This window comes from Pseudoalteromonas luteoviolacea H33-S (assembly GCF_001625695.1).
In the GTDB taxonomy this organism is placed as follows: Bacteria; Pseudomonadota; Gammaproteobacteria; order Enterobacterales; family Alteromonadaceae; genus Pseudoalteromonas; species Pseudoalteromonas luteoviolacea_B.
In genome coordinates this window covers 1-21291 of sequence record NZ_AUXY01000100.1, presented here as the reverse complement: position 1 = coordinate 21291, position 21291 = coordinate 1, and the positions used below count along the sequence as shown (strand labels likewise).

Genomic DNA, 21291 nt, shown 5'->3' with positions numbered 1-21291 from the left:
TTATGAGCGAAAACGTTTACCAATTTATCGATGTTCAGCGCGTTGACCCAAGAAAAAAACCGATATCAACACGCAAGAGCTCTTTTGTTGAGATTTATGAGCCTTTTTCAGGGCAGCAAGTGGATTCACAAGCTGACCGTTGCTTAGATTGCGGAAATCCATATTGTGAATGGAAGTGTCCAGTTCACAACTATATTCCTCAGTGGTTGAAGCTGATCCGCACCGGACGGATTTTTGAAGCCGCAGAGCTATCTCATCGTACAAATAGTTTACCCGAGGTATGCGGACGAGTATGCCCACAAGATAGACTTTGTGAAGGGTCTTGTACTTTGAATGAAGAGTTTGGTGCGGTGACCATTGGTAATATCGAAAAGTACATTACCGATACTGCCTTTGCCCAAGGTTGGAAACCTGACCTTTCGTATGTTACTTGGACAGACAAAAAGGTTGCCATTATTGGTGCGGGACCAGCAGGGCTTGGTTGTGCTGATATTTTAGTTAGAAATGGCGTTAAAGCGGTTGTCTACGATAGAAACCCAGAGATCGGCGGTTTGCTTACATTTGGTATTCCATCTTTTAAGCTGGAAAAAACGGTAATGGAAAAGCGTCGTGAGATCTTCACTGAAATGGGCGTTGAGTTTAAGTTAAATACGGAAGTTGGCAAAGATGTGACAATGGATGAATTAATTGCCCAATATGACGCTGTGTTTGTCGGTGTAGGTACTTATCAATATATGCGCGGAGGCCTGGAGAATGAGGATGCTAAACAGGTGTATGATGCCTTACCATTTTTAATTGGTAATACAAACCGCGTGATGGGTTATGACGAGTCCCAGCAAGCTTATATTAGTATGGCAGACAAGCGTGTAGTGGTTTTGGGCGGTGGTGATACTGCTATGGACTGCGTTAGAACTTCTGTGCGTCAAAAAGCTAAATCAGTGGTATGTGCCTATCGTCGTGATGAAGAAAATATGCCGGGCTCTAAGCGTGAAGTTAAAAACGCAAAAGAGGAAGGGGTTAATTTTCAATTCAATGTGCAGCCTAAAGGCATCGTGTTAAATGAGCAGGGCAATGTAACTGGTGTGCAGATGGTCAAAACAGAGCTTGGTGAGGCTGACAGTAATGGCCGTCGACGAGCGCAGGAAGTCGCAGGTTCAGAGCATATCATAGATGCAGACGCTGTCATCCTTGCGTTTGGTTTCAAACCACACAACCTAGATTGGCTCGCTCAGTATGATGTCGAAATTAATCACTGGGGCGGGATCGTTGCACCAGAGCAGGGGGCCTTTACACATCAAACGAGTAACCCCAAGATTTTCGCTGGTGGTGATGCAGTAAGAGGCTCTGATCTGGTTGTAACGGCAATTTTTGAAGGCAGAAACGCCGCTGAAGGCATTTTAGATTACCTTGAAGTATGACCAAAAACTTAAGATAACTTAGTACTTTGCTTAAAGCCCCGTCATTTCAATGATGGGGCTTTTTTGTTTTAGAGTCGCTAACACCTTACCACTGGCCTTACGTTCTATTTTTTGAATACTTTGTCCATAATTAACCGCAATACAAGGGGGGGCGTTTAGCATTATCATAAGCTTTAAGATTAAACTTAAGTAACAAAATGATTGAGGTATCTATGGCGTTTAAAAATAGCGATACAGACTATGGCAGTATTGCCAAGTGGATCCATTGGCTCATGGTTATGTTATTTTTAGCAGCATATGTGAGCGTATATTATCGCCAGTGGTTTACAGAGGTCAAAACCCCCGAGAACTGGACGGCATTGCAATTACACTTATCGTTTGGCGTATCCATTATGGCCATTGTGCTGCTGAGATTAGTGTGGCGCGCAATGAATAAGTCACCAAAACCAGAGCCGGGTACTAACTTGGAGCATATAGCCGCACATTTAGGACATTACGCCCTCTATGCAATCATGATTATTGCGCCGATAACAGGGTATATTGGCACAGGTGTACATACTGAATTTTTCTTTTTATTCGATATACCAAAGTTTTCCGATACAGCGCTGTTTCAATATCTTGTAGTGGAAAGTTGGGGGCTGACTTTCAAAGAGTTTGAAAAGCCGATTGATTTTATTCATAAAGAAATTTTAGGCGCATGGCTTATGTGGATATTGATTGTCGGGCATGCCGGTGCTGCGTTGTTCCACCATTTTGTAAAAAAAGATCGCACCCTTAAAAAAATGACCTCAAGCGCACCCTAATTACTTCATGAGAGGTATCAATCTTGATACCTCTTTGCTTGTCTACCGCGGCTTAACAGCCCTGCACACTGAGTAGCTCTTTGGCACTGGCTCGCGTGGTATCACTTACGCTGTCACCACCGAGCAAGCGGGCTATTTCATCTACTCGTTTTTGCTCATTTAGCGATACCATCGAGGTGTAAGTTTGCGCATTCTCAACTGTTTTTTGCACAAAAAATTGTTGATGACCGCTGCAGGCAACTTGCGGCAAGTGCGTTACACAAATGACTTGTGTTGATTTACCTAATAAACGCAATTGCTTTCCTACCTGAGACGCCGTAGGGCCAGAGATACCCACATCTACTTCATCGAAAATCAAAGTAGGTGTAGTGACTTTATTTGCGATAATCACTTGAATTGCTAGACTTATTCTTGACAATTCACCACCTGAAGCAACTTTAGCGAGTGCCTGCATCGGTTGACCCGGGTTAGTAGATACCAAAAACTCAATATTATCCATACCGAGCTCATTGGGGCGTCTATCTGCTTCTTTGCTGAGCTCAATAGCAAAGCGGCCATTTTCCATAGACAATTCATGCATACTGTTTGTGATCAGCGTGTTGAGTGTGCTCGCAGCAATGGCACGGCTTTCACTTAGCTGGCTAGCAGAAATGTGGTAAGCGTGTAATGCTTCTGCAATTTCATGCTCTAAGTCGTCGATACGCGCGTTATCTGAACAGATGTTATTTAGCTCTTGCTTTAAAGCAAAATGGTGAGCCGCGAGCTGATCTGGTTGAATTTGGTGTTTTCTTGAAAGCGCCATTGCTTGCGTGATCCGCTCTTCGATTTCTTGTAAACGGATAGGGTCTTGCTCAACGCTTTCACCATAGCTACGGATCTCTCGGCAGGCTTCTTCTAATTGTACAGCCGCTTCGCTGAGCATTTGAGATATTCCTTCTAAAGATTTATCTAACGTACTCAGCTCACTAAAAGTTTGTACACTGTGTTGAAGTTGGCCAAGTACTGTTTGGTCATCTTGTTCATACAGACTCATTAGCTCACGTTGCGAACTCTCCACTAAAGTTTGGGCATGGCTAAGTCTGTTATGTTCAGCTTCAATTTGCTCAAACTCACCCTCTTGAAGCGCAAATTCATCGAGCTCTTCGACTTGATATTCAAGCAGTTGCTTTTTTGCTGCTTGTGCATGCTGCTGTTTTAACAAGCTGGCGTGTTCTTTTTGCAGCTTGTGATAGTGGTTATATTGGGTTTTGACTGCACTTAGCAGGTTATGGTGGCCCGCATACGCATCGAGTAGCCCAAGCTGATGGTCGGGCTTTAACAGCAATTGGTGGGCGTGCTGTCCGTGAATGGCTATCAAGATTTGGCCCAGCTCTTTAAGCTGAGCGGCCGTTACAGAGGAGCCATTGATAAAACTTTTACTGCGACCATTTCGTGTGATCACGCGACGTAAAATACAGTTTTGCTCTTCATCATCGAGCAGTAACTCAGAAAGAAATTTCTGTGCTTGTGGCAGCTTACGAATATCAAATTGCGCAGAAATTTCTGCTTTACTACTTTCAGGACGGATCGCATTTGCATCAGCGCGTTCGCCAAGACAAAGGGATAGGGCATCAATTGCTATCGACTTACCCGCACCGGTTTCACCAGTAATGGCTGTCATGCCGGAACGCCAATCGATGTTAAGTTCACTGACTATGGCAAAGTTTTTAATTTGCAAACTAGTAAGCATGCTGTATATCCAAACAGTATTTTACTGTTAATTTATACAGCATTTCTTAAAAAATCAACTTTTAATTGATTGCGTCAGCTGCTTGTCTTGATGGAGGGGGCGCTTGTTCACTGCTATCGTTAGAGACGTCTTCAGATTCAGTGCCTACTTCATGCTCTGATTCAGGTTGTATCGCTTCGTATGAATCTGGTGTCTGTATTCGAGATATCAGCGCTGGCAGAATTTCTGTATAAAAGTTTTTATTGTAAGCAATACCAGCTGAAGGCAATTCAGCAGCAAATAAAAATAGCTGTTCGGTTAATAAATCTACCGTGTCATTGCTGCGGCATTTGTTTAACTCTGAGCCAACTTGGCTTAATAAATGCTCACTAACTCTTTCTAGGCGTGCCAAGTTTTCTTCATTATGCGCTTGAACTACGAAAAAATTGCCGACAATAGCGTTAAATTTTGGCGCATGCTTGGGTCTGATAAGTTTACAGTCAACATACTCTGCTATTTTTCTCTTATACAAAGAAGTAATGTCTTTTACGCGCTCATTAAAAATTTTTTTCTCAGCGTCACGGGCTTTTTGTCGATTGTTTTCAATGACCATGTATACGCCGAGGATAGTGATGAGCAACACTATCGATACAAACACTATGTAAGTCATGTTGTCTTACTTTTCCCTAAATTAGAAAATAAATCTGTCCTATTCTGCTTAACAAATTCACTTTAGTAAAGCCTACTGCCCCAATTTAGTTTTTCTCTAAGAACATGGTAGTAGGAATAGCTTGTTGGATGGATAAGTCTCAGTTTTTGTGTTGCTTTTTTAATCACCACTTCATCTCCAGGCAGCAGTGCTAAAACTACATGACTGTCACAACTGACCTGTAAACTCGCGGTATTTTCAGGGCTGAGCTTAAGTTTTATTTGCTTATTCGCATCCACGACCAAAGGTCGGCTTGATAGTGTATGCGGAAACATGGGGACCAAGGCAACGGCATTAAGCTCTGGGGTCAAAATAGGACCACCACCAGATAGTGAATATGCAGTAGAACCTGTAGGAGTGGTGACTATTAATCCATCTGAGCGCTGTGAGAAAACAAATTGCTCATCAATAAAAGCTTCAAACTCGATCATATGCGCAACTTTATCGGCATGGAGTACAGCTTCATTGACGGCCAAATTGGCGCTTTTTAGCTGAGCATGGCGATATACTTCCACTTCTAACAAGAAGCGATGCTCCTCAACAAACTTACCACTGAGTACTTGTTCAAGTGCGGGTTCGAAATCATGTGGATTTAAATCGGTTAGAAAACCAAGATTTCCGCGGTTCACACCTATCACTGCAACATCAAAACGAGCTAGCACTCGCGCAGCGCCAAGCATATTACCGTCACCACCTACCACAACGGCAAGATCGCACTTTTCTCCAAGTTCGACAAGGTCGAGCAACTGTTCATCTTGCAAAACGTCCAGTTGTTTGCCTGCTCGACGTTCAACAAAAACGTCATAGCCCAGTGCTTGCAAAAATGTATAAAGGCGATGTAAGGTCTGAGCCGCGCCGTCATGATTCGGTTTGCCAATAAGGCCGATGGTGTTAAATGGAGAGCTCATTTTTAACGCAAATCCTTGGTGTGAAAACTCTCACTAAGATTATCTTAAATTTGAAGCGCTTGAAACTTAGAAATTCGTCCCAACATAAAGAATTATGAAATTAAGTGCTCGTGATAAACAAGTTTTCTCTGCGGTTATGACGCTTTACTGTAATGGTGAAGGGTTACCTGTCGCGTCGAGTAAAATTGCAAAAATGAAAGGCATGGCCATTTGCTCGGCAACGGTGCGCAATGCGATGGCACGTCTTGAAAACTATGGATTACTCTTTTCACCCCATACATCGGCGGGGCGTGTGCCATCAGATGTTGGTATAAAGTATTGGCTACAAGAATATTTTGAGCTAGATAACATAGCTACCTACTGGCAGCCAGAGCAAGAACACTTAGTCACTTTAGCGCACTCATTGAGTCAGCACTATCAAGTGTGTTGTGTAGTCGGCTTACCTCAAGTTAGTAGTCAACAGGTGTTTCGTGTTGAAGTGTTGGATTTTGACCGCAAGCATTGGCTAGTGCTACTTATTGATAAAGCTGGGCAATCACAGAATATTTGTATCAACAAGCCCACCGACAACTCCGATGAAATGCGTTACCAGTTTGCACTTTGGATGAATACTGTATTTAGTCAGCACACGCTAAAAGAGGGATTGCATCGAATGCGCGCAATGGCCAATACGGCAATGCCAGATTGTCGAGCGCTACTAACACAGTGGACTCGCGAACTCAGTTTGCAATTGGGTACTGATAATAGCATCGTGGTTGGAGAGCGGCATATCTACAATCGACTCGGCAAGAGTAATGAAATTAGTTTAGGGGTGCCTTTTTTACATCAGATAGAAGACAAGCTGGCTTTTCGTGACGGATTATCCGTCATACTTGGCAGTGAAGTTGATGCGGACAATTTATCGCGGTACGTTATTTTAAGTGTGCCCTATTTTATGGACCAAGAATATCAAAGTCGATTTTGTGTCGTGTGTCCAGCAGAGGCACCAATTGAAGCAATAATTGATGAATTTAGTCGGTTAGAGCAAAAAGACTCTTGAAACTAAAAAATCAATCCCCATAATTACGGCAGTTGTAAAGAATCGGAGAGTAACTTTCATGTCTGAGCAGACAAAAGCACCAGAGCAGGAACTAGAAACTGCACAAGAAGAAGTAGTAGAACAAGCTGCTGAAGCGCAAGCACAGGAAGAAGCGCCACAGTCTGAACAAGGCGAAATAAGCCCTGAAGAAGAAATTGCTGGTTTATACGCTGAGCTTGAAGCTGCAAAGCAAACGATTGAAGGCCAAAAAGATGGTGTAGTTCGCGCTGCAGCAGATGTAGAAAATATGCGTCGTCGTGCAGCGCAGGATGTTGAAAAAGCACATAAGTTTGCACTAGAGAAGTTCTCAAATGAACTATTGCCTGTGATTGATAACCTTGAGCGCGCTATTGAATTTGCTGATAAAGACAACGAAGCAACGAAATCAATTCTTGAAGGCATTGAGATGACGCTGAAGAGCTTTTCTGATGCACTTGGTAAGTTTGGCGTTGAAGAAGTTAACCCGCAAGGCGAAGCTTTCTCACCTGAATTCCACCAAGCAATGTCTATGCAGCCAAGTAATGATGTCGCGCCAAATACTGTATTAGCAGTTATGCAAAAAGGCTATACTTTAAATGGTCGTTTACTTCGCCCTGCAATGGTTATGGTATCAAAAGCGGCTGAATAAACCGCATTTTGATCTAGAGAAGCCCGCACAAGCGGGCTTTTTTATTGGAATTTTTTCACCTCAACTCCAATGTGCTTTATTATTAATAGAGTAGCAATAGAGTTATTCTATTTTGGTCGAGGGCGCTGTCTTGTTGATATGCAATTTGATAAATAGAGTAGCGGTAAAAGAAATGAGTAGGAAGTAATATGAAACGAGTTGTTGCTTGTGTTATTGCAGCGATGTTTTTAGCTGGCTGTAAAACATCTCCGACCGGAAGAACCCAAATAATGCTGCACTCAGAGCAAAAAATGAATGAACTGGGAACAGCAGGCTTTGAGCAAATAAAGGCAGACCAAGCGGTAGAAGCAGATCCTAAAACGAACCAATATGTGAAATGTATAGCCGATGCACTTATCGCTCAGCTACCTAACAAATATGCAGAACAAAGATGGGAAGTAGTGGTGTTCAAAGATGACAGTGCAAATGCATTTGCACTGCCTGGTGGCAAAATAGGTGTTCACACAGGTTTATTAAAAGTAGCGCAAGACCAACATCAACTTGCAGCGGTAATGGGTCATGAGGTAGGACATGTAATTGCGCAGCATGCCAATGAGCGAATGACACAAAGTGGGTTAGTGCAGGCTGGCTTGCAACTGAGTAATACCGTGATGGAAATGAATAACGTTCAGTCGCGTAACGCCATAATGCAGGGGCTTGGTGTAGGTGCTCAAGTGGGCTTAACCTTACCTTTTGGCCGTGCACATGAAAGTGAGGCAGATGTGATTGGACTAGACCTGATGGCTAAAGCGGGTTTTAAACCTATTGGTGCCGTTGAGCTTTGGCAAAACATGGAAAAGCTAGGCGGAGACAGGCCTATGGAGTTTTTATCTACACACCCATCGCCGGATAACCGTATCGAAAAGCTTAACAGCAAAATGGCTGAGGCAAATACCCTATATAGAGCTGCAAAGCAAAAGGGATTTAGCCCACAATGCCGTGTGTGAGGTACCATTGAGTTAGCACAGATTTACTTTACTTTAGATCATTTATAAAAGTTAAGTGCTAACTCGTCTAAGACGATAAAAAGGCGTAAATCTAGCTCTAATTGATGATAATCGGGCTCCATGTTACAGCACAGTTTATAAAATGCTTTGTCATGTTCGGCATGTTTAAAGTGCGCTAATTCGTGAACAATGAGTGCGCGTAATATGGCTTCGGGCGCGTATTTCAGTTGGTTGTTTAAAGCTATGTCGTAACGTGCTTTGAGTTTTTGGCCATGACGATGCTGTTTGTGAGTGTGTGTGCCAAGCGTCCCTTTCATCATGTCTGTATGTTTAGTGAAGCTGACATTATTTAATCTTGGGGTATTTTTCAAAAAGCGCTGCTTAATATCAGTACAGTATTGATACAGCGCTTGCTGGTTTTGTAGTTGGTGGCTGCATGGGTATTTATTTTTGAAATAGCTTTGTAATTTATGCTCTTTTATCAAAGAAGCAATTTGTGCTTGTAAGCTGTCAGGATAGTGTTGAAAATACTTTAATTGCTGCATTTGTATTGTGTTTTTGGTCTTTTAATAGGTAATCTAGCGCAGAATTATAGCGCAAGGATAATGCAAATGTATAAAGCAAGCTGTCTATGCAAAGGTGTACAATTAGAGATTAATGGGTCTATTGACAATATCATTCATTGTCATTGCTCCTTATGTCGTAAATCAAGTGGTACTGCCTATGCGACAAATGGGTTTATTGATATATCCTCATTGAAAATCGTCACTGGTCAAGAGCTGGTAAATGCTTACGCATTTAAACCTGGCAGGTTACGGCATTTTTGTCGTAACTGTGCATCTCCTCTGTTTAGCTCCAATGCGGATTTACCCGAAAAGCTACGGATTCGACTCGGCATTCTAGATTCTGACATTAATGAACGTCCTGAATCCCATAATTTTATGGCTTCAAAAGCGAATTGGGATCAAGTAAATGCCAAGATCCCCCATTATGAAGAATTTGAACCGGGGCGGATGAATAGCAAACCTTAGGAACATATCATATAGAGAGTGTTAGCATTCTCTTTATACGCAAAACCTGTTTTAAGGTGGAAGTGATGAATGTCACAATAAAGATTGCTGCTCAGGCTGTTATTTGACAAAAAAGGGTGGAGTACGTTCAGCCAGATACTAAGTTATTGCACATCATATCAATGGATAAATGGCAGAAATGAGCTTGTTTAAGGAGCAATTGTGTTATGCAGTGACTAAAATAGCTGATTGTAATTCTGTAATATAAAGGCGAGTGCGAAGCACTCAGCTATAGGGTTGTTCCTTACAAAGCAGGACAACAAGATGTACCAGCAGTAAATACGCTACTCTCACCTCCAGCAATATTTTTAGTTAGTACTTTAGGTAAATGTAGCTTGTCATAAGATAATGTTTTAAATTGCTTTTTTTGTAGTTTTGGTAACATTTTCGGGTCCTTCATTGTTGTTATTAAATCTAAATTTACATTGCCACTTTATAATTATTCTGTCAAATATAACGCTAGGAGTGTTAACTGAAGTTGTTGTCTTACGTAAAAGATTAGAGTACTTCATGATAAAAATTAAGTGATTGGACTGTTAACCAAGGATTGAATGACTCGAAATGAGCTTGTTTAGGCTAGTTGATAATTTAGGAGCAGCATTAATGGACGCTGGTTAGTGTGTAATTGTATCTAACGCGCAACAGTTAGAGGCGCGTGATTCACTCCCCAGATTTTCCGTCTGCAACACCATGGGTTTGCGCTTCAGGCAAGCTAGCATTGTCATAGGATAAAGTTTTTACTCTTTTTTTTGTAGTTTTAGTCTCATTGTTATTGCTTCACTATCACTATTTTTCTTAAAACCAAATCCAGCAAGCCATCTTAGGTTAGAGTTGTCAAATTTCACAATAATGTTTGTTGTTGTGGTTGCTTTTCTGCAGGGAAAGGCAGTAGCACCTTGTGCTCAATGCCTAAGTCTTGAATAAATTGTCGCGCTAACAATGGCGCGTTGTAATTGTCCGCAGTGTGGAAAAATACGATGGGCTCTTTACCTGCGTCTATCCAAGTATGGATCTTTTTGATCCAAGGCTGATAAAAAGGACGATTATTTTCTAGCGCAGAGCAACCTACAAAACGCAACATAGGTCGCTCTCCGGTCGCAATGACGTTGACAGGGACTCTGGGCTTTTTACGCTGTGCATCTTCAATCGCCGGTGTGCTTGGCGTTTCGCTAAATAAAGGGCGCGTATCCATCATGATGCGGTTAATGTCTTTACTCATCAAAAATTGGTTTAAGCGTTTTTCATTATCGTCTTTACGAAAAAAAGCTAGGTTGCGTACTTCTATACCTAAACAAAGTTCACTGGGTAATTGAGCGACAAAGTTTTGTATCCTTGGGAGATGCTCGGGTCCACAACTGGCTGGTAATTGCAGCATGACCATACCTATTTTTTCGAATAGTGGCGCAAAGAGGGTTAACCACGACTCTAGTTCTTTGTGACAATTTTGCAGAGCTAGCTCATGAGATATTTGCTTAGGTAACTTAAAAGTAAACCTAAAGTCATCAGAGACGGCACTTTTCCATTGTAAAACGGTGTCAGGTTTTGGGTTAGCGTAAAACGTTGTATTGCCCTCAACACTATTAAACATGGTGGCATATTCACTGAGCATGTTGGCATTACTACAGTGCTGACTAAAAAACCGTCCTTTCCAGTGCGATGAGCTCCATTGTGGGCAACCTAAATACAACATAGTTCTCTTCATTAGTGTTTTTTTCGAGTTTAACAAATTGAGAGTACCTAAAAAAATCAACTTTGCGAAGATTCCTTGCTTTATAAGGATGACAAAGCCCCCCAGTTTTATATAATTGGCGATTATTTTTGTTAATTACGATAGCTATAGGCTGGATAGCACTTTTTCATGCAAGCCTAAGCAAATAGGAACGATATGCGCTCTATATACTGCGGAAATTTAAATAAGGACCACGTAGGTCAAGAAGTCGAATTATGTGGTTGGATCAATAAGCGCCGTGACTTAGGTGGATTAATTTTCGTCGACTTAAGAGACCGTGAAGGCTTGGTTCAAGTTGTTTTTGACCCAGAAGTTGAAGGCTTGATGGACGTTGCAAATACGCTGCGTCAAGAGTTTTGTGTGAAAGTGACAGGTAGTGTGCGTGCAAGACCTGACAGCCAAGTTAACAAAGACATGGCAACCGGTGAAGTTGAAATCTTGGGCACAGGCCTTGAGATTATTAACCGTTCTGAGCCTTTGCCGTTAGACTTTAACCAGCAAAACTCAGAAGAGCGTCGTCTAAAGTACCGTTATTTAGACCTTCGCCGTTTAGAGATGAGCGATCGTATAAAGCTACGTGCAAAAGCATCAAGTTTCGTGCGTCGTTTCTTAGATACTAATGACTTCCTAGACATTGAGACACCAGTACTGACGAAAGCAACGCCTGAAGGTGCGCGTGATTACTTAGTTCCAAGTCGTGTTCACAAAGGCAGCTTCTACGCATTGCCACAGTCACCACAGCTGTTCAAGCAGTTGTTAATGATGTCTGGATTCGACCGTTATTATCAAATCGTAAAATGTTTCCGTGATGAAGATTTACGTGCTGACAGACAGCCAGAATTCACCCAAATCGATTTAGAAACGTCATTCATGAGTTCTGATCAAGTGCGTGAAGTCACCGAGCGTATGATCCGTGAAATGTGGCAAGAGCTACTGAACGTTGATCTTGGTGAGTTCCCAACCATGCCATATGCTGAAGCGATGCGTCGTTTTGGTTCAGACAAGCCTGACTTACGTAACCCATTAGAGCTTATTGACGTTGCTGATATTGTTAAAGATGTAGAGTTCAAAGTTCTAGCGGGCCCTGCTAACGATGAAAAAGGTCGTGTTGCAGTACTAACAGTCCCTGGCGGCGCTGAGTTATCTCGTAAGCAAATCGACGAATATACAAAGTTTGTAGGTATTTATGGTGCGAAAGGCCTTGCTTGGATGAAGGTTAATGACCGTGAAGCCGGTATGGAAGGTGTGCAATCACCTATCGCTAAATTCCTAAACGAAGATGTGATCAGCGCATTACTAGAGCGCACAAACGCGCAAACGGGTGACATCATTCTATTTGGTGCGGACAAGCGCAACGTGGTGAACGAAGCAATGGGTGCATTGCGTCTGAAAGTAGGTTTAGAAAGAGAGATCACTGATCTGAACAAGTGGGCGCCACTTTGGGTTGTTGACTTCCCAATGTTTGAAGAAGATGACGAAGGTAACTTGCACGCGGTACACCATCCGTTCACAGCACCGAAGGACATCAGCGCAAAAGAGTTAGAAGCAAATCCAGCTGTGGCTATTTCTGATGCGTACGATATGGTTCTTAACGGCTATGAAGTCGGTGGCGGTTCTGTTCGTATCCACAATAATGAAATGCAGCAAGCAGCATTTAGAATCTTAGGTATTGAAGAGCAAGAGCAGCAAGATAAGTTTGGTTTCTTACTTGATGCATTGAAGTATGGTACACCACCACATGCTGGTTTAGCGTTTGGTCTTGACCGTCTAGTAATGCTTCTATGTGGTACAGATAATATTCGTGACGTGATTGCATTCCCTAAAACAACTCAGGCGTCTTGTTTGATGACGAATGCACCAAGTGTTGCAAACCCTGATGCACTGACTGAGCTTGCAATTGCAGTACAAGCACAGCAAGAGCAAAGTGAAGAGCAGTAATCACTGACTTACTTTGAAAAGGCGGCTTTAATGGCCGCCTTTTTTGTTTAACAACTGGAAATCCATACAGTATTTTGGCATGATGTTGAAAAAAGCAAAGAGGGCAGTGCCTTGGCAGTTATTTTGGGCATAGACCCTGGTTCGAGATTTACAGGTTATGGTGTTATTGAGCACCAAGGTGCAAAGTTTAAATATTTAGGCAGCGGCTGTATCAAAGTTGGAGAGCATGATTTTCCGACTCGATTAAAAATGATCTTTCAAGGTATTAGTCAGTTGATAGAACAGTTTTCTCCGGACAGCTTTGCGATTGAGCAAGTATTTATGGCACATAACCCAGACTCAGCGCTGAAGCTTGGACAAGCTAGAGGTGCCGCCATTGTTGCAGCCACTATGCAAGATGTGGTTGTACATGAATATTCGGCAAGGCAGATCAAACAGGCTGTGGTGGGCACTGGTGGAGCAAATAAGTCTCAGGTACAAGAAATGGTAAAACGCATTTTAAAATTACCGGGTACTCCACAAGCAGATGCTGCCGATGCATTGGCAATTGCAATTTGTCATGCACACTCTGAACAAAACTTAATTCGCTTAGCAGGCAATGCTAAAAAAACAGTTCGTGGAAGGTTAAGATAATTATGATAGGTAAACTCAGTGGTACTTTATTAGAAAAGCAGCCGCCAGAAATTCTCATTGATGTAAATGGGGTAGGCTATGAAGTACAAATGCCGATGACTTGTTTCTACGAGCTGCCAAGTACGGGTCAGCCAGCAGCGATTTTCACACACTTTGTTGTTCGTGAAGACGCCCAGTTATTATTTGGTTTCAATAACAAAATAGAGCGTGCTTTATTTAGAGAGCTGATTAAAGCAAATGGTGTGGGCCCTAAGCTTGCGCTCGCTATTTTGTCAGGTATGTCAGCTGAGCAATTTGTGCAATGTGTTAATCATGGTGATGCATCCACGTTAGTTAAAATCCCTGGTGTAGGCAAAAAAACTGCAGAGCGTCTAGTCTTAGAAATGAAAGACAAGTTAAAAGACTTTGGTCATGACTTGTTTACGCCATTTAGTGATAATGCCGTTATCCCGCCGCAGGACGATCCTACTGTGGGCAATTTACCGGCTGATGATGCCATTGCGGCGCTGCTGGCCCTGGGCTATAAGGCTGCTCAGGCACAAAAAGCAGTTAAAGCAGTAAAAGGCGATGGTTTAGATACTGAAACCATTATTAAAGAAGCGCTTAGGTCTATGATGTAATTATGATAGAAGCTGACAGACTAATCGAACCCGAAGTTCAGGGTAACGAAGAACAAATTGATAGAGCGATTCGCCCAAAGCTACTGAGTGACTACACAGGTCAACCTCATGTAAAGCAGCAAATGGAGATTTTCATTGAAGCTGCGCGCACACGTGAAGAGGCGCTGGATCACTTGTTGATTTTTGGCCCGCCAGGATTAGGTAAAACAACCCTTGCGAATATTGTTGCTAATGAGCTAGGCGTGAATATTAAAACAACATCAGGCCCTGTACTCGAAAAAGCGGGTGATTTGGCAGCGATGTTGACCAACCTTGAAGAAGGTGATGTGTTATTCATTGATGAGATCCATCGTCTCAGTCCGCAAGTGGAAGAGATTTTATATCCCGCGATGGAAGACTATCAATTAGATATCATGATCGGTGAAGGGCCTGCTGCACGTTCTATTAAGTTGGACTTACCGCCATTTACATTGGTCGGTGCGACGACTAGAGCGGGCTCTTTGACTTCACCGCTCAGAGACCGTTTTGGTATTGTGCAAAGGCTTGAGTTTTACTCAGTGGATGATTTGTCACAAATTGTCAGCCGTTCTGCACATTTTTTAAATTTAGAAACAACCGAAGAAGGCGCCCGTGAAGTTGCCAAAAGGGCACGCGGTACGCCGAGGATCGCAAACCGCCTGTTACGTCGTGTCCGTGATTTTGCTGATGTAAAAGGAGATGGCAGCGTCGATAAAACCATTGCTAACCAAGCATTAGATATGGTTGATGTGGATAAATGTGGTTTTGATTATATGGACAGAAAGTATTTGCTGGCCATTATAGAGAAGTTTACTGGTGGACCTGTGGGTCTTGATAACCTCGCAGCGGCAATTGGTGAGGAGAAAGAGACGATAGAGGATGTCATAGAGCCTTATCTTATTCAACAAGGCTTTATACAACGTACGCCGAGAGGACGGATAGTCTCTGACCGGGCGTATCTACATTTTGACCTTTCTAAAGAATAACGTCGATTAAGCCATCGTATTTACGATGGCTTTTTTGATTGTATTCATCTGAATTTGCTAGCCCTTCAATCTGAAATTAAATTTCAGACAAAAAAAAGCCCGCACATATGTGCGGGCGAAAACAACAAGTTGAAGGAAGTAATCCAGGGAACTGATGAGTCTGTTAAGGTTTTATCCAAAAGGTTCTCATCAAAAGCAACAGAGTAAATCAGAACTCTATCACTCGGTAACTGGCTTTGCATTGCGTTAAGCAGTGCGCTCAGTACAGGGTGTATATTAGAGATCTTATGGATTATTATCAAACTAGAAAAATTATATCTTTCAGATAAAAATAACTAATGCGAATCCTATTTACCATTTTTTACATTGGTAAAATATACGAATATTAATGTTTGTATCTATATGATTTTATTGGCTTTGTATTATTTATGCGCAAAATGTGAATATTAGATAATTTGTTGTTAATTGGTATTACCAATGATGTTTTGAGCATTTATTCGTGCAAAGTGAATAAATCCCTTACTTTATGCATTCTGAGTAAATAATTACGCTTGTTCTGATGGTTAGGAATAAAAATGTTAATTAATCAGTGAAAGCGGTAAATAAAATGATTTAAATACCGAAACAAACATATGGGGTTATAAAAGTCTTGCTAACTTAGACATTGTGCTATTTATCGACATTTAAGCTAATTTTATAGCTTTGTCGTTGTAAGGCCTTATTTGTGTGGTTAAACTACCTGAACCTTTTGTCGTGCTTGAAGTCTATCTGTTTAAAGGCGCCATGCCGGGTACACAATATTATTAGGAGTGTTAAAACGTGGAATCGGGTTTAAATTTCATCGATCTAATTTTAGAAGCCAGTGTGTTGGTTCAACTTGTTATGCTGACACTCGTTGGTATGTCCATCGCATCATGGGCGATTATATTCCAGCGCCGTTCGGTGATAGCAGAAGCGCAAAGCGAAGCCCGAAAGTTTGAACAACAGTTTTGGTCAGGTATGGACTTAGGCAAATTATACAACGAAATCACCGCACGCTCAGGAAGTTCTAAAGGGTTAGAAGCACTGTTCGTGGCAGGGTTCAAAGAATTTGCAAGACATAAAAAGAATAATACAGGCTCGGCGAACATGATTTTAGATGGCACGCATCGTTCTATGCGTGTTGCCTTATCCCGTGAAGTAGAAAAACTAGAAACCAGCTTGTCTTTTCTAGCGACTGTTGGCTCCATTAGCCCTTATATCGGTCTATTCGGTACGGTTTGGGGTATTATGACTGCATTTATTGCTTTGGGTAATGTGCAGCAAGCAACGCTACAAATGGTCGCGCCGGGTATTGCAGAGGCACTAATTGCAACAGCGATGGGTTTATTTGCCGCGATACCTGCGGTAATGGCATATAACCGATTCGCAAAACACGTTGAAAAGCTTGAAGTAAACTACGCCAACTTTATGGAAGAGTTTGCCAATATCTTACATCGTCAAGCTGCCACATTAGTGGAGACAAAAGCCAATGTATCAGCCTAAAAAAAGAAGACCGGTTGCAGAGATCAATGTTGTTCCCTACATTGATGTCATGCTGGTGTTGCTGATCATTTTTATGGCGACAGCACCCCTTATTACCCATGGTGTCAAAGTGGATTTACCACAAATGCAGGAGTCTGATTTAGTCGAGACTAAAGATGCACCGCCGATTATTGCCAGTATCGATGCAGAAGGTCGTTATTATGTGTCTGTCGGTACCGATCCTGAAGCACCGATGGATGCTGTTGAAGTGGCTGCGGTAATTAAATTAAAGCTGCAGCAAAATCCGGATACGCCAGTGATGATCAAAGGTTCTGGTCGAGTTTCATATCAAGAAGTTTTGTTACTTATGGACTTTTTGAAAAATGCCGGTGTGCCGTCTGTTGGCCTGATGACTAAATCGTTTGAGGATAATTAATGGATGCGTTAACAAGCGGAATTATCAAGTCGTTTCTGCTTCACATCGCGTTAGCGGGTATGTTGTTTGTTTCAGCTAATTTGCAAATGTCTAAGCCCACGGTAATGCAGGTGCAATTAAACCCAGTTATGCAAGAAGAGCAGGAAAAAGCGGTTTCAGCGATTTCTGTGGACCAGCGTGCAGTCGAGCGCAAAATTGCAGAGCTCAAGCAAGCTGAAGATGCTCAAAAGCGTGCAGAAGAAAAACGTATCCGTGATTTAGAGCGTCGCGCGGTACAAGCACGCAAAGATCGTGAATCGGAAGCAAGGCGCATTAAAAAGCTTGAACAGCAACGTCAAGCTAAGCTGGCTGAAAAGCGCAAAGCTGAAGCGCAAGCGAAAAAAGCCCGAGAGGTCGAGCAAAAGCAGCGCGCTGATGCAGAAAAGGCCAGAAAAGAAAGGCTACAAGCTGAGGAAGCTGCAAAAGCGGCAGCTGAGAAACGTAAATCTGAAGAGGATCGTTTAAGGCAAGCTGAAGCTCAGCGAAAACGCCAAGAAGAAGAGGCGAAACGCAAAGCTGAAGCCGCTGAGCAAGCTCGTCAAAAAGCCTTGCAAGAGCAATTATTGCAGGAGCAATTAGCACAAGAACAGGCGGCGCGCGCCAAAGTCAGGCAGCAACAAGTACTTGGTGAAGTGGACAAATATAAAGCCCTGATAATGCAGCGTATTCAGTCTAACCTATTAATAGACGAAAAAATGAAGGGTAAGCAGTGTCGTTTGAACATTCGTTTAGGCTTCAATGGTTTGGTTACGCAGGCTAATTCGTTAGGCGGAGATAAGTTAGTGTGTGAAGCGGCACTGCGGGCCGTTCGCATGGCAGATACATTGCCTGTTTCAAAAGACAAAGATGTGTTTGAACAACTTAAGAATATTAATTTAACGATTAAACCCAATCTTTAAAGGAAAACCATGTTAAAGCATTTAAAAAACATAGTTCTGGTTTTTGCTTTCAGTATGACAACACTTGTCCATGCGGCGTTAGAAATTGTCATCACTGAGGGCGTTGACAGTGCACGCCCGTTAGGTGTGGTGCCATTTAAATACATCGGTAACGGTGAAGCCCCTTCAGAGATTAGTTCGGTTGTTGCAGCAGATTTAATGCGCAGTGGTAAGTTTAAAGCGGTATCGGAAGATCAGATGCCGCAACTGCCAACCACAGATGAAGAAGTAGACTATGACGCCTGGGTTAATTTAGGTGTTGAAGCGATTATTGTGGGTACTATCACCCAACAGCCAGCAAATCGCTATTTGGTAAAATATGAGTTGATCGATGTTTTACGTGCGCAGATCACAGGCGGTGAAACGCGTATGATGAGCAACGGCAAGTTAATGAAAAGCCAAGACCATATTTTGGAAAGTCGTCAGAGCGTGATCGACAGTGATTCATTTAGATACTATTCACATCAGATAAGTGACGTTGTTTATGAAGCACTGACTGGCGAGCGCGGCGCATTTAGAACTAAAATTGCGTATGTGATTGTGCGAGAAGAGCAAGATAAACCTTATCAGCTTGTGGTTGCAGATTATGACGGCTTTAATGAGCAAGTATTACTGCGTTCAAAAGAGCCTCTGATGTCACCTGCATGGTCACCTGATGGCAATAAATTAGCGTATGTTACCTTTGAAAATCGTCAGTCTCAGGTCTATGTTCAAGATATATACACTGGTAAACGTGAAAAGTTAACCAGTTACTCAGGCATCAATGGTGCACCACAGTTCTCGCCAGATGGGTCACAAATGCTGGTTGTATTATCTAAAGACAAAGGCGGTGCGACAGAGGTGTACTTGATTGACTTAGAAACACGCGTCGAAAAGCGCTTAACTAAGCACAGAAGTATAGATACTGAGCCAAGTTGGCACCCAAATGGCCGTGAAATTGTGTATACGTCTGAAAGGGGTGGTAATGCCCAGATTTATAAGTTAAATTTAGATACTGGTAGATCTAGACGCGTCACCTTCGATGGCGATATGAACTTAGCGGGTTCAATTACGCCAGATGGTAAGCAATTAGTAATGGTAAATCGCACATTAGGTCAGTACCATATAGCAAAGAAAGAATTTGATTCAGGGCTGTTTCAGGTGTTAACTCGTACGAGACTCGATGAATCACCGAGTATTGCGCCGAACGGCTCTATGATTATTTACAGTACCCTGCATAATAATAAGCAGGTTTTGGCCCTGGTGTCGATGGACGGTCGCTTTAAAGCGAGATTGCCAGTACTTGACGGGCAAGTGAAGGCACCGGCCTGGTCGCCGTTTTTACAGTAATATTTACTGGTTAGACTTATAAAGATATAGGAATATACTCGATGCAACTTAACAAAACTTTAAAGGCTTTATTGGTAGCGTTGCCTGTAATGACTTTAGCTGCATGTAGCTCATCATCTGGTAATGTTGATGGTGGTGATAGCCAGCAGACAAATGCTTCTTCAAACAGCAATGACAAGGTTGATGTAAACACAATTGACCGTCCAAAAACAGCTGCAGAGATCCAACAAGAGAAGTACGAAACGTTGCGTCAAGAGCAAATCGTATACTTCGACTTTGACCGCTCTACAGTACGTAGTGAATATGTTGAGTTACTACAAGCACACGCAGACTTCCTAGTGAAAAATCCAAGTGTAAAAGTACTTGTTGAAGGTCACGCGGATGAGCGTGGTACACCTGAGTACAACATCGCACTAGGTGAAAGCCGTGGTAAGTCAGTTGCTAAATACCTTGAGAGCCTAGGTGTTTCTGAAAGCCAAATTTCTGTAGTGAGCTATGGTGAAGAAAAGCCAATGGTTAAGTCGCGCACAGAAGAAGCTTTTGCTAAGAACCGTCGCGCGGTATTGGTATACTAATTTAGACAAGAGATGTTATGAAGCCGAAAACTATTTTGGCAGCCATCATCTTTCTTAGCGGGAGCTCCCAGGTTTTGGCAGCTCCCGCTACTGTTTATGATGCTGCAAATAATCAAAAGTCGCTTGAACAGCGCGTTGCCGAACTTGAAAAAATGATGACAAATCGAAATCGAGTGCAGGCAGACCTACAATTACAGTTGCAGCAATTGCAAGACGAAGTCAGCCAAGTTCGTGGTTTTACCGACGAGCAAAGCTATAAACTGGAAAAAGTATTGCAGCGCCAACGTGAGCTTTATCAAGAAATTGAAAACCGCGTTAGCCAAGTGTATGAGCAGACCAAATCTGATATTGCTGCGACGGCTATTCCCACTGTCGGCGAGCAAGCGGTAAGCTCTAATCTATCTGAGAATGAAGCTTATGATCGCGCGGTTGCTCTGATCATGAAGGATAAGCGCTATGATGCGGCGATCCCAGAGTTTCAAAGCTTTTTGCAACAATTCCCAGAGTCAGTATATATTCCTAATGCGCATTATTGGTTAGGCCAGCTACAATCTATAAAAAGTAAGCCTGCTGAAGCGATTAAGCACTTTACCATTGTTGTTGAGCAGTTCCCTGACTCAAATAAGCGTCCTGATGCGATGTTGAAGCTTGGCACATTGGCTGCGAATGCTGGAGACAAGGCAAAAGCGACAGAATTGTTCAATGCGCTGATAAAAGAATACCCAAGCACCACTGCTGCAAAATTAGCAACAGAGCGTTTATCTAAGCTGTAATAAGCTGCTTTGTGAACACTGTGGTGTAAAAATAGGCGCTTAGGCATAAAATTTAAAAAAAACAGCGTAATTCAGTTGCACTAGAATTTTAAATAAGTATTATAAGCGCCCGCAGCAGGCGATACGTTATAAACATCTTGCTGCAATGAGTGGGTCATTAGCTCAGTTGGTAGAGCAGTGGACTTTTAATCCATTGGTCGATGGTTCGAGTCCATCATGACCCACCACTTTTGCTTAATTTTGATATGAGCGGGTCATTAGCTCAGTTGGTAGAGCAGTGGACTTTTAATCCATTGGTCGATGGTTCGAGTCCATCATGACCCACCATTAAGCTTAAAATTTCCCGAGCGGGTCATTAGCTCAGTTGGTAGAGCAGTGGACTTTTAATCCATTGGTCGATGGTTCGAGTCCATCATGACCCACCATTTTAAGTGTTATTCATATCCCCGAGCGGGTCATTAGCTCA

23 protein-coding genes and 3 tRNA genes are annotated in these 21291 nt (G+C 42.5%); 19 read left to right on the top strand and 7 right to left on the bottom strand.

What is annotated here, in order from left to right:
• Positions 1–2: 2 nt before the first annotated feature.
• On the top strand, positions 3–1418 hold the full coding sequence (locus N477_RS20200; RefSeq protein WP_063361987.1) for an FAD-dependent oxidoreductase: 1416 nt from the start codon (positions 3–5) through the stop codon (positions 1416–1418).
• Positions 1419–1448: 30 nt separating this feature from the next.
• On the opposite strand, the gene N477_RS26620 is transcribed toward N477_RS20200, so the two are convergent.
• A complete protein-coding gene (locus N477_RS26620) occupies positions 1449–1580 on the bottom strand; it encodes a hypothetical protein (RefSeq protein WP_269200098.1) in 132 nt (43 codons plus the stop codon).
• A 50-nt stretch (positions 1581–1630) separates the two neighbouring features.
• Between N477_RS26620 and N477_RS20195 the strand changes: the two genes are divergently transcribed.
• Positions 1631–2221 (top strand): cytochrome b, encoded by a 591-nt coding sequence (locus N477_RS20195; protein ID WP_063361986.1) that lies wholly within the window; start codon positions 1631–1633, stop codon positions 2219–2221.
• Between the two features lie 52 nt (positions 2222–2273).
• Here the strand turns inward: N477_RS20195 and recN are convergent, their stop codons facing one another.
• From recN to nadK, 3 genes are all read right to left on the bottom strand, one after another.
• On the bottom strand, positions 2274–3950 hold the full coding sequence (gene recN, locus N477_RS20190) for a DNA repair protein RecN (protein WP_063361985.1): 1677 nt from the start codon (positions 3948–3950) through the stop codon (positions 2274–2276).
• Between the two features lie 61 nt (positions 3951–4011).
• Positions 4012–4599 (bottom strand): hypothetical protein, encoded by a 588-nt coding sequence (locus N477_RS20185; protein WP_063361984.1) that lies wholly within the window; start codon positions 4597–4599, stop codon positions 4012–4014.
• Between the two features lie 62 nt (positions 4600–4661).
• Positions 4662–5546: an NAD(+) kinase gene (gene nadK / locus N477_RS20180; protein WP_063361983.1), complete on the bottom strand. Its 885-nt coding sequence runs from the start codon at positions 5544–5546 to the stop codon at positions 4662–4664.
• Between the two features lie 94 nt (positions 5547–5640).
• Here nadK and N477_RS20175 point away from each other — a divergent pair, with 94 nt between their 5' ends.
• The 3 genes from N477_RS20175 to N477_RS20165 all read left to right on the top strand — a co-directional run bounded on the left by N477_RS20175 (position 5641) and on the right by N477_RS20165 (position 8238).
• Entirely contained in the window at positions 5641–6585 is a 945-nt protein-coding gene (locus N477_RS20175) for an HrcA family transcriptional regulator (protein WP_063361982.1), read from the top strand.
• Positions 6586–6643: 58 nt separating this feature from the next.
• Positions 6644–7252 carry a nucleotide exchange factor GrpE gene (gene grpE / locus N477_RS20170; protein WP_063361981.1) on the top strand — a complete coding sequence of 203 codons (609 nt, stop codon included), beginning with the start codon at positions 6644–6646 and terminating at the stop codon, positions 7250–7252.
• Positions 7253–7440: 188 nt separating this feature from the next.
• On the top strand, positions 7441–8238 hold the full coding sequence (locus N477_RS20165) for a M48 family metallopeptidase (RefSeq protein ID WP_063361980.1): 798 nt from the start codon (positions 7441–7443) through the stop codon (positions 8236–8238).
• 38 nt (positions 8239–8276) lie between these two features.
• Here the strand turns inward: N477_RS20165 and N477_RS20160 are convergent, their stop codons facing one another.
• Positions 8277–8783: a M48 family metallopeptidase gene (locus N477_RS20160; protein WP_063361979.1), complete on the bottom strand. Its 507-nt coding sequence runs from the start codon at positions 8781–8783 to the stop codon at positions 8277–8279.
• A 66-nt stretch (positions 8784–8849) separates the two neighbouring features.
• Between N477_RS20160 and N477_RS20155 the strand changes: the two genes are divergently transcribed.
• The gene (locus N477_RS20155) at positions 8850–9269 is read left to right on the top strand and encodes a GFA family protein (RefSeq protein WP_063361978.1); all 420 of its coding nucleotides are present in this window, start codon (positions 8850–8852) and stop codon (positions 9267–9269) included.
• 283 nt (positions 9270–9552) lie between these two features.
• Here the strand turns inward: N477_RS20155 and N477_RS26155 are convergent, their stop codons facing one another.
• Together N477_RS26155 and N477_RS20150 are read right to left on the bottom strand one after the other, a co-directional pair.
• Positions 9553–9693, bottom strand: a complete 141-nt coding sequence (locus N477_RS26155) for a hypothetical protein (protein WP_155731971.1) — start codon at positions 9691–9693, stop codon at positions 9553–9555.
• Between the two features lie 456 nt (positions 9694–10149).
• Complete coding sequence (locus tag N477_RS20150; RefSeq protein ID WP_063361977.1) at positions 10150–10998, bottom strand: DUF72 domain-containing protein; 849 nt, start codon at positions 10996–10998, stop codon at positions 10150–10152.
• 195 nt (positions 10999–11193) lie between these two features.
• On the opposite strand from N477_RS20150, the gene aspS reads away from it, so the two are divergent.
• The 13 genes from aspS (at position 11194) to N477_RS20085 (ending at position 21250) form a co-directional block, all read left to right on the top strand.
• Positions 11194–12975, top strand: a complete 1782-nt coding sequence (aspS, locus tag N477_RS20145; protein ID WP_063361976.1) for an aspartate--tRNA ligase — start codon at positions 11194–11196, stop codon at positions 12973–12975.
• Positions 12976–13086: 111 nt separating this feature from the next.
• The gene (gene ruvC / locus N477_RS20140; RefSeq protein ID WP_046356426.1) at positions 13087–13608 is read left to right on the top strand and encodes a crossover junction endodeoxyribonuclease RuvC; all 522 of its coding nucleotides are present in this window, start codon (positions 13087–13089) and stop codon (positions 13606–13608) included.
• Positions 13609–13610: 2 nt separating this feature from the next.
• On the top strand, positions 13611–14228 hold the full coding sequence (gene ruvA, locus N477_RS20135; protein ID WP_063361975.1) for a Holliday junction branch migration protein RuvA: 618 nt from the start codon (positions 13611–13613) through the stop codon (positions 14226–14228).
• Between the two features lie 2 nt (positions 14229–14230).
• Positions 14231–15232, top strand: a complete 1002-nt coding sequence (gene ruvB / locus N477_RS20130; RefSeq protein WP_046356427.1) for a Holliday junction branch migration DNA helicase RuvB — start codon at positions 14231–14233, stop codon at positions 15230–15232.
• Positions 15233–16051: 819 nt separating this feature from the next.
• A complete protein-coding gene (gene tolQ / locus N477_RS20125) occupies positions 16052–16756 on the top strand; it encodes a protein TolQ (protein ID WP_039607801.1) in 705 nt (234 codons plus the stop codon).
• Positions 16743–17171, top strand: a complete 429-nt coding sequence (gene tolR / locus N477_RS20120) for a protein TolR (protein WP_039607802.1) — start codon at positions 16743–16745, stop codon at positions 17169–17171. Before tolQ ends, tolR begins: the two co-directional genes overlap by 14 nt.
• Positions 17171–18109, top strand: coding sequence for a cell envelope integrity protein TolA (gene tolA, locus N477_RS20115; RefSeq protein WP_063361974.1), 939 nt, complete (start codon positions 17171–17173; stop codon positions 18107–18109). Before tolR ends, tolA begins: the two co-directional genes overlap by 1 nt.
• Positions 18110–18118: 9 nt before the next feature.
• Positions 18119–19477: a Tol-Pal system beta propeller repeat protein TolB gene (tolB, locus tag N477_RS20110; protein WP_063361973.1), complete on the top strand. Its 1359-nt coding sequence runs from the start codon at positions 18119–18121 to the stop codon at positions 19475–19477.
• A gap of 41 nt (positions 19478–19518) precedes the next feature.
• Complete coding sequence (pal, locus tag N477_RS20105; RefSeq protein ID WP_063361972.1) at positions 19519–20052, top strand: peptidoglycan-associated lipoprotein Pal; 534 nt, start codon at positions 19519–19521, stop codon at positions 20050–20052.
• A 17-nt stretch (positions 20053–20069) separates the two neighbouring features.
• Positions 20070–20825: a tol-pal system protein YbgF gene (ybgF, locus tag N477_RS20100; RefSeq protein WP_063361971.1), complete on the top strand. Its 756-nt coding sequence runs from the start codon at positions 20070–20072 to the stop codon at positions 20823–20825.
• 151 nt (positions 20826–20976) lie between these two features.
• A tRNA-Lys gene (locus tag N477_RS20095) sits at positions 20977–21052 on the top strand.
• Between the two features lie 24 nt (positions 21053–21076).
• Positions 21077–21152 (top strand) — tRNA-Lys (locus N477_RS20090).
• Between the two features lie 22 nt (positions 21153–21174).
• Positions 21175–21250: transfer RNA gene (locus N477_RS20085), tRNA-Lys, on the top strand.
• Positions 21251–21291 lie beyond the last annotated feature (41 nt).

Coding starts and splice junctions, on each gene's coding strand:
- recN (WP_063361985.1), bottom strand. CDS start 3,950: ATGCTTACTAGTTTGCAAATTAAAAACTTTGCCATAGTCAGTGAACTT.
- N477_RS20150 (WP_063361977.1), bottom strand. CDS start 10,998: ATGTTGTATTTAGGTTGCCCACAATGGAGCTCATCGCACTGGAAAGGA.
- ybgF (WP_063361971.1), top strand. CDS start 20,070: ATGAAGCCGAAAACTATTTTGGCAGCCATCATCTTTCTTAGCGGGAGC.
- tolB (WP_063361973.1), top strand. CDS start 18,119: ATGTTAAAGCATTTAAAAAACATAGTTCTGGTTTTTGCTTTCAGTATG.
- N477_RS20175 (WP_063361982.1), top strand. CDS start 5,641: ATGAAATTAAGTGCTCGTGATAAACAAGTTTTCTCTGCGGTTATGACG.
- N477_RS20200 (WP_063361987.1), top strand. CDS start 3: ATGAGCGAAAACGTTTACCAATTTATCGATGTTCAGCGCGTTGACCCA.
- N477_RS20185 (WP_063361984.1), bottom strand. CDS start 4,599: ATGACTTACATAGTGTTTGTATCGATAGTGTTGCTCATCACTATCCTC.
- N477_RS20160 (WP_063361979.1), bottom strand. CDS start 8,783: ATGCAGCAATTAAAGTATTTTCAACACTATCCTGACAGCTTACAAGCA.
- tolR (WP_039607802.1), top strand. CDS start 16,743: ATGTATCAGCCTAAAAAAAGAAGACCGGTTGCAGAGATCAATGTTGTT.
- aspS (WP_063361976.1), top strand. CDS start 11,194: ATGCGCTCTATATACTGCGGAAATTTAAATAAGGACCACGTAGGTCAA.
- pal (WP_063361972.1), top strand. CDS start 19,519: ATGCAACTTAACAAAACTTTAAAGGCTTTATTGGTAGCGTTGCCTGTA.
- nadK (WP_063361983.1), bottom strand. CDS start 5,546: ATGAGCTCTCCATTTAACACCATCGGCCTTATTGGCAAACCGAATCAT.
- tolA (WP_063361974.1), top strand. CDS start 17,171: ATGGATGCGTTAACAAGCGGAATTATCAAGTCGTTTCTGCTTCACATC.
- N477_RS26155 (WP_155731971.1), bottom strand. CDS start 9,693: ATGTTACCAAAACTACAAAAAAAGCAATTTAAAACATTATCTTATGAC.
- N477_RS26620 (WP_269200098.1), bottom strand. CDS start 1,580: ATGCTAAACGCCCCCCCTTGTATTGCGGTTAATTATGGACAAAGTATT.
- grpE (WP_063361981.1), top strand. CDS start 6,644: ATGTCTGAGCAGACAAAAGCACCAGAGCAGGAACTAGAAACTGCACAA.
- N477_RS20195 (WP_063361986.1), top strand. CDS start 1,631: ATGGCGTTTAAAAATAGCGATACAGACTATGGCAGTATTGCCAAGTGG.
- N477_RS20165 (WP_063361980.1), top strand. CDS start 7,441: ATGAAACGAGTTGTTGCTTGTGTTATTGCAGCGATGTTTTTAGCTGGC.
- ruvA (WP_063361975.1), top strand. CDS start 13,611: ATGATAGGTAAACTCAGTGGTACTTTATTAGAAAAGCAGCCGCCAGAA.
- ruvB (WP_046356427.1), top strand. CDS start 14,231: ATGATAGAAGCTGACAGACTAATCGAACCCGAAGTTCAGGGTAACGAA.
- N477_RS20155 (WP_063361978.1), top strand. CDS start 8,850: ATGTATAAAGCAAGCTGTCTATGCAAAGGTGTACAATTAGAGATTAAT.